Annotated in this window: 10 protein-coding genes and 6 tRNA genes; 6 read left to right on the top strand and 10 right to left on the bottom strand. The window is 52.2% G+C overall.

Annotated elements, in window-relative coordinates; genetic code table 11:
- Positions 1-46 precede the first annotated feature (46 nt).
- From QNN88_RS04760 to QNN88_RS04740, 5 genes are all read right to left on the bottom strand, one after another.
- The gene (locus tag QNN88_RS04760; RefSeq protein WP_414239173.1) at positions 47-2,161 is read right to left on the bottom strand and encodes a type VI secretion system Vgr family protein; all 2,115 of its coding nucleotides are present in this window, start codon (positions 2,159-2,161) and stop codon (positions 47-49) included.
- A 355-nt stretch (positions 2,162-2,516) separates the two neighbouring features.
- Positions 2,517-2,592 (bottom strand) — tRNA-Lys (locus QNN88_RS04755).
- A 4-nt stretch (positions 2,593-2,596) separates the two neighbouring features.
- Positions 2,597-2,672 (bottom strand) — tRNA-Val (locus tag QNN88_RS04750).
- 41 nt (positions 2,673-2,713) lie between these two features.
- A tRNA-Val gene (locus QNN88_RS04745) sits at positions 2,714-2,789 on the bottom strand.
- 44 nt (positions 2,790-2,833) lie between these two features.
- Positions 2,834-2,909: transfer RNA gene (locus tag QNN88_RS04740), tRNA-Val, on the bottom strand.
- 258 nt (positions 2,910-3,167) lie between these two features.
- On the opposite strand from QNN88_RS04740, the gene gltX reads away from it, so the two are divergent.
- Positions 3,168-4,583, top strand: coding sequence for a glutamate--tRNA ligase (gltX, locus tag QNN88_RS04735; protein ID WP_414239172.1), 1,416 nt, complete (start codon positions 3,168-3,170; stop codon positions 4,581-4,583).
- A gap of 54 nt (positions 4,584-4,637) precedes the next feature.
- Here gltX and QNN88_RS04730 read toward each other — a convergent pair whose 3' ends face one another.
- Both QNN88_RS04730 and QNN88_RS04725 read right to left on the bottom strand, forming a co-directional pair.
- Complete coding sequence (locus QNN88_RS04730; RefSeq protein WP_414239171.1) at positions 4,638-5,030, bottom strand: MerR family transcriptional regulator; 393 nt, start codon at positions 5,028-5,030, stop codon at positions 4,638-4,640.
- Position 5,031: 1 nt separating this feature from the next.
- The gene (locus tag QNN88_RS04725) at positions 5,032-5,394 is read right to left on the bottom strand and encodes a YfeC-like transcriptional regulator (protein ID WP_414239170.1); all 363 of its coding nucleotides are present in this window, start codon (positions 5,392-5,394) and stop codon (positions 5,032-5,034) included.
- Positions 5,395-5,615: 221 nt separating this feature from the next.
- On the opposite strand from QNN88_RS04725, the gene QNN88_RS04720 reads away from it, so the two are divergent.
- The 3 genes from QNN88_RS04720 (at position 5,616) to QNN88_RS04710 (ending at position 8,202) form a co-directional block, all read left to right on the top strand.
- A tRNA-Ala gene (locus QNN88_RS04720) sits at positions 5,616-5,691 on the top strand.
- 39 nt (positions 5,692-5,730) lie between these two features.
- Positions 5,731-5,806 (top strand) — tRNA-Ala (locus tag QNN88_RS04715).
- A gap of 197 nt (positions 5,807-6,003) precedes the next feature.
- A complete protein-coding gene (locus tag QNN88_RS04710) occupies positions 6,004-8,202 on the top strand; it encodes an EAL domain-containing protein (protein ID WP_414239169.1) in 2,199 nt (732 codons plus the stop codon).
- A gap of 41 nt (positions 8,203-8,243) precedes the next feature.
- Here QNN88_RS04710 and nupC read toward each other — a convergent pair whose 3' ends face one another.
- Positions 8,244-9,446, bottom strand: coding sequence for a nucleoside permease NupC (nupC, locus tag QNN88_RS04705; RefSeq protein ID WP_042999925.1), 1,203 nt, complete (start codon positions 9,444-9,446; stop codon positions 8,244-8,246).
- 344 nt (positions 9,447-9,790) lie between these two features.
- On the opposite strand from nupC, the gene QNN88_RS04700 reads away from it, so the two are divergent.
- Both QNN88_RS04700 and QNN88_RS04695 read left to right on the top strand, forming a co-directional pair.
- Positions 9,791-11,029, top strand: a complete 1,239-nt coding sequence (locus QNN88_RS04700) for an Nramp family divalent metal transporter (protein WP_414239168.1) — start codon at positions 9,791-9,793, stop codon at positions 11,027-11,029.
- 87 nt (positions 11,030-11,116) lie between these two features.
- The gene (locus tag QNN88_RS04695; RefSeq protein ID WP_414239167.1) at positions 11,117-12,664 is read left to right on the top strand and encodes a hypothetical protein; all 1,548 of its coding nucleotides are present in this window, start codon (positions 11,117-11,119) and stop codon (positions 12,662-12,664) included.
- On the opposite strand, the gene nagA is transcribed toward QNN88_RS04695, so the two are convergent.
- Positions 12,657-13,868, bottom strand: a complete 1,212-nt coding sequence (gene nagA, locus QNN88_RS04690; RefSeq protein WP_414239166.1) for an N-acetylglucosamine-6-phosphate deacetylase — start codon at positions 13,866-13,868, stop codon at positions 12,657-12,659. The genes QNN88_RS04695 and nagA overlap by 8 nt on opposite strands.
- Complete coding sequence (locus tag QNN88_RS04685; RefSeq protein ID WP_414239165.1) at positions 13,861-15,213, bottom strand: adenylosuccinate lyase family protein; 1,353 nt, start codon at positions 15,211-15,213, stop codon at positions 13,861-13,863. Before QNN88_RS04685 ends, nagA begins: the two co-directional genes overlap by 8 nt.
- Between the last annotated feature and the right edge of the window lie 13 nt (positions 15,214-15,226).

Raw genomic sequence — 15,226 nt, 5'->3', positions numbered from 1 at the left:
ATTTACTGTTTTCGTTTTACATAAACGCAAATGCGCAGCCGTTGACTCAGTACTGCCGTATATCCGGCGGCTGACTGCTGCTTTCTTGCGGCGCTTTCGGCGGGTCTTCCGTCGCGCCGCAATTCCAGTTAATCATCGGCCCGTCGCCGCTGATGGTCTGTACACCCTGAAGATTAATTGCCGTGCCGTTCAGGAAGATTTTGCCGTCCTGCGTCAGCACCAGCCGCGCCTGTCCGCAGCGTAACTCCAGATGCTCTCCGGCTGAGTACACAGCCACCTTTCCGGCGCTTTCTGTCCGGGTTTTGCCTACCGTGAAGCTGACGGTTTCCCCCACGCTGACGTCATACCCCTTACCCACCAGCAGGGATTTCTGAATACCGACCTGTGAGGATTGCATCAGCGCCACCGAGGTGTTCATCACTCCCCCCACCGTAGTCTGGTATGCCACTCCCACGCTCAGGGCGCGGACAATCCCCACCGTTTCTGCCTGATTCATGCCCACGGTGACGCTCTGATTCTGGCCCACGATCTCTTTCTGGTTCTGCACTACCGTCTGTATCTGGTTTTGCTTCACGGTGATAAGCTGGTTACCGCCGATAGTTTCCCGGTGGTTTGCCGTCACGTCAGTGGTGCGGTTATTCAGTACATCGGTGTCCATGTCCTTCTGCGCATGGATATACACCTGCTCCTGCCCGGTCGCATCCTCAAAACGCAGTTCATTAAACCCGCCGCCCTTATAGGTTTTTGAGCGAATGGTCATCTGTGTTTTAGTGCCGGGCAGGCTGCCGGGGGAGCGGTTATCGTCGTGATAGGTCCGACCCATAATGATGGGCTGGTCGGGGTCGCCATTGAGGAAGTCCACGATGACCTCCTGACCCACGCGCGGAATGGCCAGATTGCCGAACCCGGCCCCCGCCCATGCCTGCGACACCCTTATCCAGCAGGAACTGTCCTCATTGTTCCTGTGATAACGGTCCCAGTGAAAACGCACCCGCACCCGGCCATGCTCATCGCAGAAGATTTCCTCGCCCGGCGGCCCGGTGACGATGGCGCTTTGCGGGCCGTCCACTTTTGGCTTCATCAAGGGTTGCGGTCGCCAGGTTCTGTCGGCAGGGATCACTTCAAAGTGATTATCCATCGTGGTACCCATACCCCGTCCGCCTTTCATCGCCTGTGGCTGTTTTCCCGTCAGAACGCTGCTGACAACCTGCCATTTCTGGTTAAGCGCGCTTACCGGATGTCCGGTCAGGCTGAAGATTGCCCCCGGCCACAGCAGGGGAGAGTTGCTGATACAGGTGGCGGTCTCCGCGTTGTTGCGCCAGCCCTCTATCTGATAGCGGGCGAAATCCTGCCCGTGCTGCTCATCCTTAAAACGACCCGGCCAGTCGAAGACTTCATACTGCTTCCCTTGTCCGTTCAGGTTCTCACCGGGATGCCCGTAATAGCCAGGCCACTGCGGCACTTTAAAGGTGTAGTCCTGGGTTTCTACGGAAGAGGGGCGGATTTGCGCCTGGTAACTGAAGGTACTGACACACGGAATGGTAATTTCTAATGAACAGTTTGGATTGAACGGCAGTTCACCGACATCGGATAATCCGGCAACGTTATCGCATAGCGTCAGCGTCTGCGCCGGGCTGTCAGCAGCAAAACGATCAAAAAAGAAAATACCTTCCTCTGACCACAGCCGGGTCAGAAACGCAAGGTCCGTCTCGCCATACTGGACACAGAATTCTCGTGTCGGGTGGTCCTCATAAAACCAGGGCTTCCAGTCAGTAATGCCGTTCTCCTCCAGCAGTGTGGCGGAAATGGTCTGAATGTCCTGTTGCTGGAAGATGCGAAAATTCTGTCGCAATCCGCTGCGCCAGAGGGGCGGAGTAATGGTCAGGCTGTAGCACATCTGCCAGCCGTTGTACTCTTTCATCCCGAAGCGGGTGACGATTCCGCTGACATGGCGCTGCGGGGTATCACCCTGCCAGATAGTCAGAGTGGCTTTCTTTTCCAGTAGCTTTTCAGCCATTTCGCCGAAAGAGTCGCTGGCGATGTCAATATCCAGTACAAAAGGGAATGAGTGGCGCTGTTTGAGCACAAAGTTCACCACGGCGAAGGTTTTTTGCCCCAACCCGTCCACGTCCAGCGTAAAGCGCAGTCCTTTTAAAGCCACAATGACCTCCCTGATGCAGATAAAAGTATCCTGCGGGAACCGATAGTGCGGCGGAGGATAAAGCGAACCTGGCGACACAATACCGAATGGAATAATAACAGCTGTTATTGTATGAAACGGAATACTCTCTTTCCGGGCTGTTTTTTTTGATGGATATCAATGGAATGGACAGACAGGGAAAGTATTTCCCCAAGGAAGGCTATATTTTGCGCAACTTATTTTTATTCTGAATTTATTTTATTTTTAAAATTTACCGCGTGCTTGATTCGGCATGAACTTCCCCAAATCTGCAGCAGGTTCGAATCGTTATATTCTGCGCATAGCAAAAAGGCGCCTTTAGGGCGCCTTTTTACATTGGTGGGTCGTGCAGGATTCGAACCTGCGACCAATTGATTAAAAGTCAACTGCTCTACCAACTGAGCTAACGACCCGAAGTGGTGGGTGATGACGGGATCGAACCGCCGACCCCCTCCTTGTAAGGGAGGTGCTCTCCCAGCTGAGCTAATCACCCACTTCGGTACTTCACAATAAGAAATTTAGCTGGCGAGAAAGTGGTGGGTGATGACGGGATCGAACCGCCGACCCCCTCCTTGTAAGGGAGGTGCTCTCCCAGCTGAGCTAATCACCCACTTCTCAATTTCTTATCTACACGGCGGAGACTACATAAGTAGTTGGTGGGTGATGACGGGATCGAACCGCCGACCCCCTCCTTGTAAGGGAGGTGCTCTCCCAGCTGAGCTAATCACCCCCGCTGTGTGGAGTCGCATTATAGGGAGAGTTGAAAATGAGTCAACGCATTTTCTAAAGAAATTGTTTGTTCGTCGTAATTTTAAGCAAAACGATCGTGAAACGGTCTCTGACGCATGATTTCTAAACAAAAACGTCTATACGCGGCGTTTACCCGGTAACAAGATTGAGGATTTACCTCACAGTGATAGAATATCGGCCATTCCATTTTTCCCGGATTTGCCGGTTGTCGGCATCTTTATAAACGTAAGGCCATTTCATGAAAATCAAAACCCGCTTCGCGCCAAGCCCGACAGGTTATCTGCACGTCGGTGGTGCGCGTACTGCTCTCTATTCCTGGCTTTTTGCACGTAATCACGGCGGTGAGTTTGTGCTGCGTATTGAAGACACCGATCTCGAGCGTTCCACGCCGGAAGCTATCGAAGCTATTATGGACGGTATGAACTGGTTGAGCCTGGAATGGGACGAAGGTCCGTACTTCCAGACTAAACGTTTCGATCGTTATAACGCCGTGATTGATGAGATGCTGGAAGCGGGCACGGCCTATAAGTGCTACTGCTCTAAAGAGCGCCTGGAGGCCCTGCGTGAAGAGCAGATGGCGAAGGGCGAAAAGCCGCGCTATGACGGGCGGTGCCGTCATGGTCACGAACATCATGCTGAAGATGAGCCTTGCGTTGTCCGTTTTGCCAACCCGCAGGAAGGTTCTGTTATTTTTGACGATCAGATCCGTGGGCCGATCGAATTCAGCAACCAAGAACTGGACGATCTGATTATCCGCCGCACCGACGGTTCCCCGACCTATAACTTCTGTGTGGTCGTGGATGACTGGGATATGGAGATTACTCACGTCATTCGTGGTGAAGACCATATCAACAATACCCCGCGCCAGATCAATATTCTGAAAGCGCTGAATGCGCCAGTGCCGGTATATGCCCATGTCTCCATGATCAACGGCGACGACGGTAAAAAGCTGTCCAAACGTCACGGCGCGGTGAGCGTGATGCAATACCGTGATGACGGCTATCTGCCGGAAGCGCTGCTGAACTACCTGGTGCGTCTGGGCTGGTCCAGCGGCGATCAGGAGATCTTCACGCGTGAAGAGATGATCAAGCTGTTCTCCCTTGGTGCGGTCAGCAAATCCGCCAGTGCGTTCAACACGGAAAAATTGCAGTGGCTGAACCATCACTACATTAATTCGCTGGCGCCGGAGTATGTGGCAACACATCTGCAGTGGCACATCGAGCAGGAAAACATCGACACCCGTAACGGCCCACAGCTGGCTGAACTGGTGAAACTGCTGGGCGAGCGTTGCAAAACACTGAAAGAGATGGCGCAGAGCTGCCGTTACTTCTATGAAGATTTTGCCGAGTTTGATGCCGATGCCGCGAAAAAACACCTGCGTCCGGTTGCGCGCCAGCCGCTGGAAGTGGTGCGTGACAAACTGGCTGCGATTACTGAGTGGACGGCTGAAAACGTCCATCATGCCATTCAGGCGACCGCCGATGAGCTGGAAGTGGGGATGGGCAAAGTCGGTATGCCACTGCGCGTTGCGGTAACCGGTGCGGGCCAGTCTCCGGGCTTAGACGTGACGGTGCATGCGATTGGTAAAACTCGCAGTATTGAGCGTATCAATAAGGCACTGGCTTTTATTGCGGAACGTGAAGCTCAACAGTAAGAGAGTAATGTATTAACAGGGCGGCAGGGGAGACCCTGCCGTTTTTTATGCGTGCTATTCGGGATCGTTCAGACCAAGACGGTTGAGGAAACCCCGGATGCCTTCACGCGAAAGAAACAGCGCCAACTTTTCCTGCTCTGCGACGGACATGTTTTCAACAGCACTGATAATCTGCCGGTAAGCAGGATTTCGCACGTCAGGGTTATATTCCGCGAGCGACTCTTCAGCCTGATAAAATGCAGAATGATTGCGAAAAGCGGGGATGTTGAGGATAAACTCCCGAACGCGTGAATCAATATGGACAAGTCTCGCTCGTCCACCCTTCACACCGGGAAATTTCTCCGTTTCCCATTTTTGTTCGCGGATCCAGCGATTCACGGTTTGTTTAGCGACCCCAAGACATTCCGCCAGCTCTTCGGTGGTCATTTTGCTGCGTAATCTTTTCATATTATTTGCTGTCGCGGATGCCTAAGCGTTGTAATAAACCGGTAATCCCTTCCCGCAGTAGCAAAGAGGTAAAGTGTTTTTGTTCAGCAGGCGTCATCTCTTTCACCAGCTTGATCAGGAGTGCTTCCAGCGAAGCATCGCCTTGCTGGAATGAAGAGTCAGACAGCCCATCCGCCGAGCGTTCTGCGCTGCGGATATATTCACGAACCTGTTCGTTAACATGCACCAGCCGTGCTTTACCGCCCTGGACGCCTGGTTTTGGTGATGTCGCCCAACCCTCTTTACGCACCCATTTATTAATGGTCTGTCGGCTGTAACCCGTCAGATTGGCGAGTTCTTCTGGCGTCATCCGTTCCTTGAACATAAAGATTCCCTGAATAGTCGTGTGGTTAATTAGTGGTTCATTTTATAGCACCATTTTAGTGGAAACCGTGACGTGTTTAACTACTGAATGCGAGTTGTTGCGCATTGTTCTTCATCTGTCTGCTTTTTCAGCGATTAGAATCGGCGTCTTCAATTTGCCGTTGACACATGCGAAGGGAATTCATATGATGCCGCCCGTCAACTCGACAAGCTTTACGTTATGGGGCTATAGCTCAGCTGGGAGAGCGCTTGCATGGCATGCAAGAGGTCAGCGGTTCGATCCCGCTTAGCTCCACCAAAAATTGAACCCAACAATTTTGGAACGTAAACGCATCGTGGGGCTATAGCTCAGCTGGGAGAGCGCTTGCATGGCATGCAAGAGGTCAGCGGTTCGATCCCGCTTAGCTCCACCACATTCAGAACCCTCGCTGTGAAGCGGGGGTTTTTTTATCCCTGCACGCCTTTCATTTTTGTAATACAGTTTCTATTAAGCCAGAGTTTATGCTCACAAGTTCGGTGGATTTATCTGGCGGGTATAGGTTTGCTTCGCGGTGCGAATAAACTTATCATTCGTGTGACAAATAGTTCGTTCCGTGAGAGCAGTCAATTCATGCCACCCAAGCGCAACCTGATAAATAATATAAGAATATTCGCTCTTGCGATCGTGCTCTCCATCGCAGCCATCCAGTTTTCACGTTTGATTTCTCCCCGGACCATTGTGGATTCCAGCGATATCTATCTCTCGTGGCTACCGCTGTGCGTGCTGCTGTCAATGATGCTGCTGTTTGGCCGACGCGCCGTTCTGCCAATCGTGCTGGCGTTATACCTGACCAATCACTGGAATCTTCATCTGCCGTTTGCGCAAGGTATCGTATTGCTCTTTTGTCAGATGTTTGCCGTACTGGGAACGAGCGCGCTTGCTCGCTGGCATATTGGACCGCGCTGGCGTTACGGCTTGCCCGATCGCAATATCTGGCGCAGGGTGATTTGGTTTGGCTTTGTGGCTCCCGTCGGGATGAAGATCAGCATGTATCTTGCCGGGAACTATCTCGACTTTCCGGTTGCGGTGTCGACCTTTTTTGGCGCGGCAGTCGCCATCTTTACGATTGTCGATATTCTGAGTCTGATCTCGGCGGCGCTGATCTTCACCATGCTGTTTTATTATCCGCTGCGGATGATTGTGAATCCCCGGTATGCCCGAACGTTCTGGCGCAGAGACATTGCACCGTGTTTCGATAAAGAAAAGCGCTTATTTACCGTCAGCTGGCTGGCATGTATTTCGGCCCTTCTTGTCATTATGTGTTCTCCGCTGGATAGCAACTACATTGCAGGGTATTTGGTTCCTGTCTTCTTTATTATTTTCACCACCGGCGTGGGTAAACTCACCTATCCATTTTTGAATCTGAGTTGGGCGATTTCGACGCTGTTCCTGCTGACTTACAACCGTAATTTCTTGCAAGGGGTGGGATCGGAGTACTCGCTGGCGTTCATCCTGTCGGTACTTGTGTCGTTCAGTATCTGCCTGCTGTACATGATGCGTATCTATCAGCGCAGTGAATGGCTTAATCGCCGCTGGCATATGCAAGCGCTTACCGATCCGTTAACGCGTTTGCCGAATCTGCGCGCGCTGGAACAGTTCCTGCAAAAAGAGTCCGGGCAGAGTGTCTGCTGCTTGCGACTGGAGAATCTGGAGTTTTTGAGCCGTCACTACGGCATGTTAATGCGGGTACATAGCAAACGAACGGTGCACCGTATGCTGCAACCGCTGATGCTCGAGGATGAGAAAATCTTCCAGTTGCCTGGTAGTGAATTATTACTGGTGCTCAACGGGCCAGAGACGGACGGCCGACTGCAGCATATGCTCGACCTGCTGAACAGCCGTAAAATTTACTGGAACAACACCGGGCTGGATATGGGCTACGGCGCATCCTGGGGGCAATGGGATGGGAAGCAGGAGACGCTGCAGCCTTTGTTGGGGCAGTTGAGCTGGCTGGCGGAACAATCCTGCACGAATCACCGGGTGCTGGCGCTGACTCAAAGTCAGGAAGTGGCAACGGGTCAGACGACAGAACGGGTGTTGCTGCTCAATAAAATTCGTAAAGCGCTCGATAACGGGGATCTCCTGCTTTACGCGCAGCCTATCCGCGACTCTCACGGCAAAGGGTACGACGAGATTCTGGCGCGGCTGAAAAGCGATGAAGGTATTATGACGCCGGACCAGTTCATCCCGCTTATCGCGCAATTTAACCTCAGCGCCCGCTTTGATCTGCAGGTGGTGGAAGCCTTGTTGACCTGGCTATCTGCGCATCCTTCTGGTGAGGCGGGACCGCTTTTCTCAGTGAATCTCATGCCGTTGACCTTGCTGCAAAAAGAGACGGCGCCGCGCATTATTCGCCTGTTCACCCGCTATGGTATCGCCCCGGAAACGGTGATCATTGAGATCACCGAAGAGCAGGCATTTTCCAATTCGGAAACCAGCATGCAGAACATTGAACAATTGCATAAATTCGGCTTCCGGATTGCGATTGACGATTTTGGTACTGGCTATGCTAATTACGAGCGCCTGAAGCGTTTGCAGGCTGACATCATCAAAATCGACGGCGTGTTCGTAAAAGATATTCTGACCGATTCGCTGGACGCGATGATTGTTAAATCGATAACCGATCTGGCAAAAGCGAAGTCGTTAAGTGTGGTGGCGGAATACGTTGAAACGCCTGCGCAGCGGGAGTTGCTATTGAGTCTGGGGGTAAACTACCTGCAGGGGTATCTGATTGGACGACCGAGGCCGTTAGGGGAATCACAGGTATAAAAAAACGGGGATGTGCTCCCCGTTTTTATGTCAGTACTGTCTTACAGAACCAGTGCGGCGATCGATGCAGACAGGACGCTCACCAGCGTAGAGCCGTAAACCAGCTTCAGACCGAAGCGGGACACGACGTTACCTTGCTCTTCGTTCAGGCCTTTAATCGCGCCTGCGATGATCCCGATAGACGAGAAGTTAGCGAAGGAAACCAGGAACACAGAGAGAATACCTTCCGCGCGCGGAGAGAGCGTGGCGGCGATTTTCTGTAGATCCATCATTGCCACGAATTCGTTGGAAACCAGTTTGGTCGCCATGATACTGCCTACCTGCAACGCTTCGCTGGACGGCACACCCATCACCCAGGCAATCGGGTAGAAAATGTAGCCCAGGATGCCCTGGAAGGAGATGCTGTAACCGAACCAACCGGTTACGGTGGCGAACAGGGCGTTCAGCGCGGCGATCAGGGCGATGAAGCCGATCAGCATGGCCGCAACGATAATCGCAACTTTGAAGCCCGCCAGAATGTATTCACCCAGCATTTCGAAGAAGCTCTGGCCTTCGTGCAGGTTGGACATTTGAATGTTTTCTTCGCTGGCGTCAACGCGGTATGGGTTGATCAGCGACAGCACGATAAAGGTACTGAACATGTTCAGTACCAGCGCCGCAACCACGTATTTAGGTTCCAGCATGGTCATGTACGCACCGACGATAGACATGGAAACGGTGGACATTGCCGTCGCGGCCATAGTGTACATGCGATTGCGGGACATTTTGCCGAGAATATCTTTATACGCGATAAAGTTTTCGGACTGACCGAGGATCAGCGAGCTAACGGCGTTGAAGGATTCCAGTTTGCCCATGCCGTTAACTTTGGATAACAGGAAACCAATGGCACGGATGATAATCGGCAGCACGCGAATATGCTGCAGAATACCGATCAAGGCTGAAATGAAGACGATAGGGCAGAGAACTTTCAGGAAGAAGAAAGCCAACCCTTTATCATTCATGCTGCCAAAGACGAAGTTCGTCCCTTCATTGGCGAATCCGAGTAGTTTTTCAAACATTTCGGAGAAGCCTCTCACGAAGCCGAGGCCGACGTCAGAGTTCAGGAAGAACCACGCCAGTAACACTTCGATAACAAGCAGTTGAACGACATAACGAATGCGAATTTTTTTACGGTCACTGCTTACCAGCAATGCGAGGATCGCAACAACGGCAAGTGCCAGGACAAAATGAAGGACGCGGTCCATATTTGCTCCAAATATGAGGCAGGTTAAGTTTTCGTGCACATTCTATGCAACGTGTGCAAAGAAAACGAGATCTAACACACACTATAATCAGGACCTGTGACGAGATTCAAAAATAGTGATCCGGCATACACTTCTGTTATGCCTAATGCGAAAGTAAATAGTTAATTTATTGTGCTAATATAATAACAATTATTAAACATGCCACGCGCATTTCCTGTACCCACACTCTTTAATCGTTCCCGCCTATAAGAGAAATCAAGGTTACCTCTTTTTCATGCACTTGATAACCATTCTCATCAGGCATAACATAAAACATAGCAAAGGCTATGTTTCCGAGGCAGAAGATGACAAACGATCGCGTTGAGAGTAGCAGTGGCAGAGCAGCGCGCAAGTTGAGGCTCGCATTAATGGGACCTGCGTTCATCGCGGCTATCGGCTATATCGATCCCGGCAACTTTGCGACCAATATTCAGGCTGGCGCCAGTTTTGGCTATAAGCTGCTGTGGGTGGTGGTCTGGGCAAACCTGATGGCGATGCTGATCCAGGTGTTATCCGCCAAGCTTGGGATTGCCACCGGCAAAAATCTCGCCGAACAAATTCGCGATCGCTATCCGCGCCCGGTGGTCTGGTTCTACTGGGTGCAGGCGGAGATCATCGCCATGGCGACCGATCTCGCCGAATTTATCGGTGCGGCGATAGGGTTCAAACTGATCCTTGGCGTTTCGTTATTGCAGGGGGCGGTGCTGACGGGGATCGCCACCTTCCTGATCCTTATGCTCCAGCGGCGCGGACAAAAGCCGCTGGAAAAAGTGATCGGCGGGCTGCTACTGTTTGTTGCCATGGCCTATATTGTCGAGCTGATTTTTTCCCAGCCCAACTTCGCGCAATTAAGTAAGGGCATGATGATCCCCAGTTTGCCCAACTCTGAAGCGGTGTTTCTGGCCGCAGGGGTACTCGGTGCTACTATCATGCCGCACGTTATCTATCTGCACTCGTCGTTAACGCAACATCTGCACGGCGGTACCCGTCAACAGCGCTACGCGGCAACAAAATGGGATGTGGCGATCGCCATGACCATTGCGGGGTTTGTCAATCTGGCGATGATGGCGACTGCCGCGGCGGCGTTTCACTTTAGTGGTCACACCGGCGTTGCCGATTTGGATCAGGCTTATCTGACGCTCGAACCGTTATTGAGCCACGCGGCGGCGACGGTATTCGGCCTGAGCCTGGTCGCGGCCGGGTTGTCATCAACGGTGGTGGGGACGCTGGCGGGTCAAGTTGTGATGCAGGGATTTGTCCGTTTTCATATTCCGTTATGGGTCCGCCGTACCATCACGATGATGCCTTCATTTATTGTGATTCTGCTGGGGCTGGATCCGACACGCATCCTGGTGATGAGCCAGGTATTACTGAGTTTTGGTATCGCCCTGGCGCTGGTGCCGCTGCTGATTTTCACCAGCGATCGCACTCTGATGGGCGAGCTGGTCAATACCCGCTGGGTAAAACATATCGGCTGGATGATCGTGGCGCTGGTGGTGGCGTTGAACCTGTGGCTGCTGGTTGGGACAGCGCTAGGACTGTAATCTGCCGGTCGCGACCCGCAGCAGCTCACGGTTTCACGTTTCCATTTCCGCTATGCTGTCACCTGCATTCATCACCGGCGAGCGTTCATGAATCACTTTGATCTCTCTTTCCTCAAATATCTGCAGGATAACAGCCCGCTGTCAATTGACGAGGCGGTTCAGCGTTTTGGTAAAACGCTCTCTACGCTAAAACGTACGATGAAAGAGCTCAATGAGCTGTTACCGGAACCTGTTCAGCTCCATCAGGATAATCAGTTTATTACGACCCGTATTGGCTATAGCGAATACCGGCAATTTTTAGCATGCGTGCGTTTTAATCGCTATATCACCACGGCGGAAGAGCGGGTGAGGGATCTCCTGGTCACGCTCTGTTTGCATGATGTGGTGAATAAAAACGAGTACTACAAAAAGTTTTATGTCAGCGCCGGGACGGTAAAAAATGATAACCCGGTGATGCTGCGCCTGGTTCAGGCGCATGGTCTGGCGGTACAAAGCATTCCACGAATCGGTTCCCGGCTGGTCGGCGATGAATTCTCGTTGCGACTGGCCGTCTGCATGTCGATTCTCAAAACCGTTGAGATTGGTGAAAATCATCAATTGATCGCCCATCAGGCGAATGAGCCGATCAGCCGTTCGATTGCCGAACAGTTTTTGCACGAATGCGCTACGGATATTACCCAGGCGGCACGCTATTATGAGGATGTGATTCGGCCAGTTAACACCCTGGGATACAATGGGCGAAAATATCTGTTGGTGTATCTGAGCCTCGCGTTACACCGTATCCGCCGGGGACATGTGATCAAAGCGAGTACGGCGACACAGATGCTAACGACGTTTCCTTTTGAGGTCATGACTGACCCGCAGGAAAATCGCTGTCTGGATCTGCTGATCGCTTCGCTGACATTTACGCATCGCCCGTTTACTCTCTACGATGCCCGACTCGTTGTACATGTTAAACGTACCTGTGAACGTTTATCCCGTTGCCTGAAAAACCCCATTTACAATCAACGCGCCTGGTTTGCGGAGATGTATAACTTCATCTATGCCGCCATCATTCAGAATAAATTTCATCTCTGGTTTGATGATAAAAAGCTTCACAACGTTGAGAATCGCTACCCGGCGCTTTGGGCTGATGTACAGCATGCAATAAGCGAAATCGAAAAAAGCTGGCAAACCGCGTTTTCCCCCATTCATCTGGCGACGCTGGTGTTGATCACGAAAAAATATGAGCTTAAAAATCGGGTGGTGAGTGAACCTAAAAAACGGGTCATCATCGTTACTAACTCATCGGAAAGTAAGGTGGGGTACTTTAAGGAAGTCCTGCTGTCACGTTTTCATATTGATATCCCGGTCTGTATTAACATCAATGAAATTGAACAGTTGCAGCATCTGGAATTTGACCTGCTGATTACCTTTACCAATAAAATTTCCAGCCATCTGAAGTACGCCGGGCTGGATTACGTGAAAGTCAATTTCTGGCTGACGCAGGATGATTTCTTACTGTTACGTGAACGCGGGCTTCCTTCTACGCGCAAAAAAATACCCGCTGAGCAGTTTGTTCAGCAGGTACAGGGCATGAGTCCTGAGGCGCTCAGAGATTTCCTCGAACGCCATTATGGTGACGTGTTTATTTAGCCAGTGGCTGTAAGACGCCGCGACACCAGACGGCCTCCAGATTTACTGTTTCATTCAGGACCAGAATATCGGCATCTTTTCCGGGCGTCAGGCTGCCTTTACGCTGTTCAACACCAGCGAGAATCGCCGGGTTCAGGCAGGCAATCTGCGCCACGGAAACCCAGCTATTCTCCAGGCGATCAACCACATTTTTCACGGAATCCAGAAAGCTCATCTCCAGTGTACAGACGTCCGCCCAGTCATCGGGCGACACCGTGCGGCTATTCCCGTCGCGATCGGTAATTTCCAGAAGATGATGGCGAATACGAAACGTCTCCTGACGCAGGTAATGGTGAAATTCAAACCCTTCCGGGAAATCCACATACCCCAGACAATCGCTGACCATGACCAGACGACGATCTTTTTTCAGCCGATAGAGAATATCGAACACTTCCGGGCGCAGGGTGATGCCGCTTTGTTTCGCTACTTCGGCGAAGGTGTCCTGGTGATACATCAGCGCGCCGACCACGCCAGGCTCGCGATGGTGTAATCCACGCATGGCGCTAAAGGCATGGGTAAAGTGGCTTAATCCTGCTTCAATTGCTCGGGTGGTTTCGTCAAACGTCGCATCGGTATGCCCTGCGGATACCATGACGCCAGCCTGGCGCAAATGACGGATCAGCGGCAGCGCATCCGGCAATTCTGGCGCCAGAGTCATTAAGCGAATATGCCCCTGAGCAGCTTGCTGATAGCGTTCAAAGCCCTCGATACTGGGGGGCTGGATCGCTTCCTTGCGCTGCATTCCGCTATATTTGGCATTGATAAACGGTCCTTCCATATGAATGCCCACGGCTTCAGCACCGTCTTCTGCTTTTGCTTGCGTAATCCAGTCTGCGGCCGTGGACAGGCTCTCCAGTAAGAACGCTTCTGGCTGGGTTGCGGATGTGGCGAGCCAGGCAGTGACGCCGGCATTAACCAGATCCCGGCTCATCGCCTGTAAAGAGTGACGCTCCCCCTTCCAGGCAAATGAGCCTCTTCCCCAACCGTGGACGTGGATATCGACAAAACCCGGCATTAGCATCGCATGTTGGTAATCAACCACCTGGCCGCGGGGGGTATTATCCAGGCCAACAATTTTTCCCCGCTCGATGTGAAGATAGCCGCGTTTTACACCATCGGGGGTGACAATACGGTCACTTGCCAGAGAGAGCAGGGGATTAGCCATCTTCTTTCTCCCACACGCGCGCTGCGGTTTCGGCAGCGATTTCTGCACATAAACCGATGTAGTGGGCAGGGTCGAGCAGCGCGTCAATTTCTTCATCGTTAAAATTCTGGCGAATCAGGGCGTCTGCACGCAGCACGTCGGCATAGGGCAATCCCTCATGAGTGCTGCGCATCGCCAGTTGATACACGCGCTCGTGCGCGACGTCTTTGCCCAGTCGCTCCACCAGTTGCATCATGATTTTTTCGCTATTGATCAACCCGTGGGTTAAATGGACGTTTTGTCGCATACGTTCAGGGTTAATCACCAGCGAGCGGGTCAGCTCTTCCGCGCGCATCACGATTTCCGCCATGAGCTCCATGCTCTCCTGAATATTGCCATCGAAGATAAAGTAGGCGGAACTGTCCGCTTCAAACGGGCGAGGGCTGACATACAGGCAGGAGGTGAGCACGGAATACAATTTCTGCGCATTGGCGATAATCCCTTTAGCCAGTTTTGGGTTCACTTTTTGCGGCATAGTGCTGCTGCCAACCGTTCCTTTGGTGAATGCTTCAGAGACTTCAGCGAACTCTTCGCTGGAGGTCTGATACACCTCTTCGGCGATTTTATGCAGCGTGGTGGCGAGCAGGCACAAATTGCTGATGTATTCCGTACGATAAACGCGGGAGTTACGCGAAGGGATCGCCATGGAGTGCATTCCCAACCGCTGTGCGACACGATCCTGCACCCGACGTCCTGTTTCGCCGGTGGCGTGAAATGCCCCGACCGCGCCCCCCATCATCACCGTGAAAACGCGTTTTTCAGCTTCCTGCATGCGCTGTTGAGCACTCAACAGTTCGTCAATCCATACGGCAGCCTTATAGCCCCAGGTAATGGGTAAGGCATGCTTACCGTGGGTGCGCCCTGGCATCAGGGTCGCCTGATGATCGGCGGCCATCTTCGCCAGGTTGCGCAGAATATCGTTCAAAAACCCCTGCAGAATGTCGTCGAATTGCTTTGCCAGATAAAGCTGCGCAGTTTGCTGGATATTCTGGGTGGTGACGCCATAGTGCACATACTTCCCGCTTTCGCTGTCGCAGGCTTTCACCAGCACTTTGATCACCGGGACAAAGCCGTGCCCAATCTCACGGAGCAGGCGTTCCATTTCTGTCAGGTCGATTTTATCGACGCGACAGTTGGCGGCAATATTTTCTGCCGCACGGGTGGGAATCATCCCGTATTCGGCCTGAGACAGCGCCAGGGCAGCTTCGACATCCAGCCAGGACTGGACTCGCGCGGGTTGAGCGAGCAGCGTTTTCATTCCCCGATCGTCGATGGTTTTACTTTTTGAATCATACAGTGCGCGCATTCCTGTCTCCTTA

Origin of the sequence: Citrobacter sp. ANG330, from assembly GCF_047467925.1 — a bacterium.
Lineage (GTDB): Bacteria > Pseudomonadota > Gammaproteobacteria > Enterobacterales > Enterobacteriaceae > Citrobacter_A > Citrobacter_A amalonaticus_G.
Note: the sequence above shows the minus strand (reverse complement) of the source record. Positions and strands in the feature narration are given on the sequence as shown.

Bases quoted from the DNA above. Each gene is read 5' to 3' on its own strand.
- QNN88_RS04725 (WP_414239170.1), bottom strand. From the start codon at position 5,394: ATGTTCAAGGAACGGATGACGCCAGAAGAACTCGCCAATCTGACGGGT.
- QNN88_RS04695 (WP_414239167.1), top strand. From the start codon at position 11,117: ATGAATCACTTTGATCTCTCTTTCCTCAAATATCTGCAGGATAACAGC.
- QNN88_RS04700 (WP_414239168.1), top strand. From the start codon at position 9,791: ATGACAAACGATCGCGTTGAGAGTAGCAGTGGCAGAGCAGCGCGCAAG.
- QNN88_RS04710 (WP_414239169.1), top strand. From the start codon at position 6,004: ATGCCACCCAAGCGCAACCTGATAAATAATATAAGAATATTCGCTCTT.
- nupC (WP_042999925.1), bottom strand. From the start codon at position 9,446: ATGGACCGCGTCCTTCATTTTGTCCTGGCACTTGCCGTTGTTGCGATC.
- gltX (WP_414239172.1), top strand. From the start codon at position 3,168: ATGAAAATCAAAACCCGCTTCGCGCCAAGCCCGACAGGTTATCTGCAC.
- QNN88_RS04730 (WP_414239171.1), bottom strand. From the start codon at position 5,030: ATGAAAAGATTACGCAGCAAAATGACCACCGAAGAGCTGGCGGAATGT.
- nagA (WP_414239166.1), bottom strand. From the start codon at position 13,868: ATGGCTAATCCCCTGCTCTCTCTGGCAAGTGACCGTATTGTCACCCCC.
- QNN88_RS04685 (WP_414239165.1), bottom strand. From the start codon at position 15,213: ATGCGCGCACTGTATGATTCAAAAAGTAAAACCATCGACGATCGGGGA.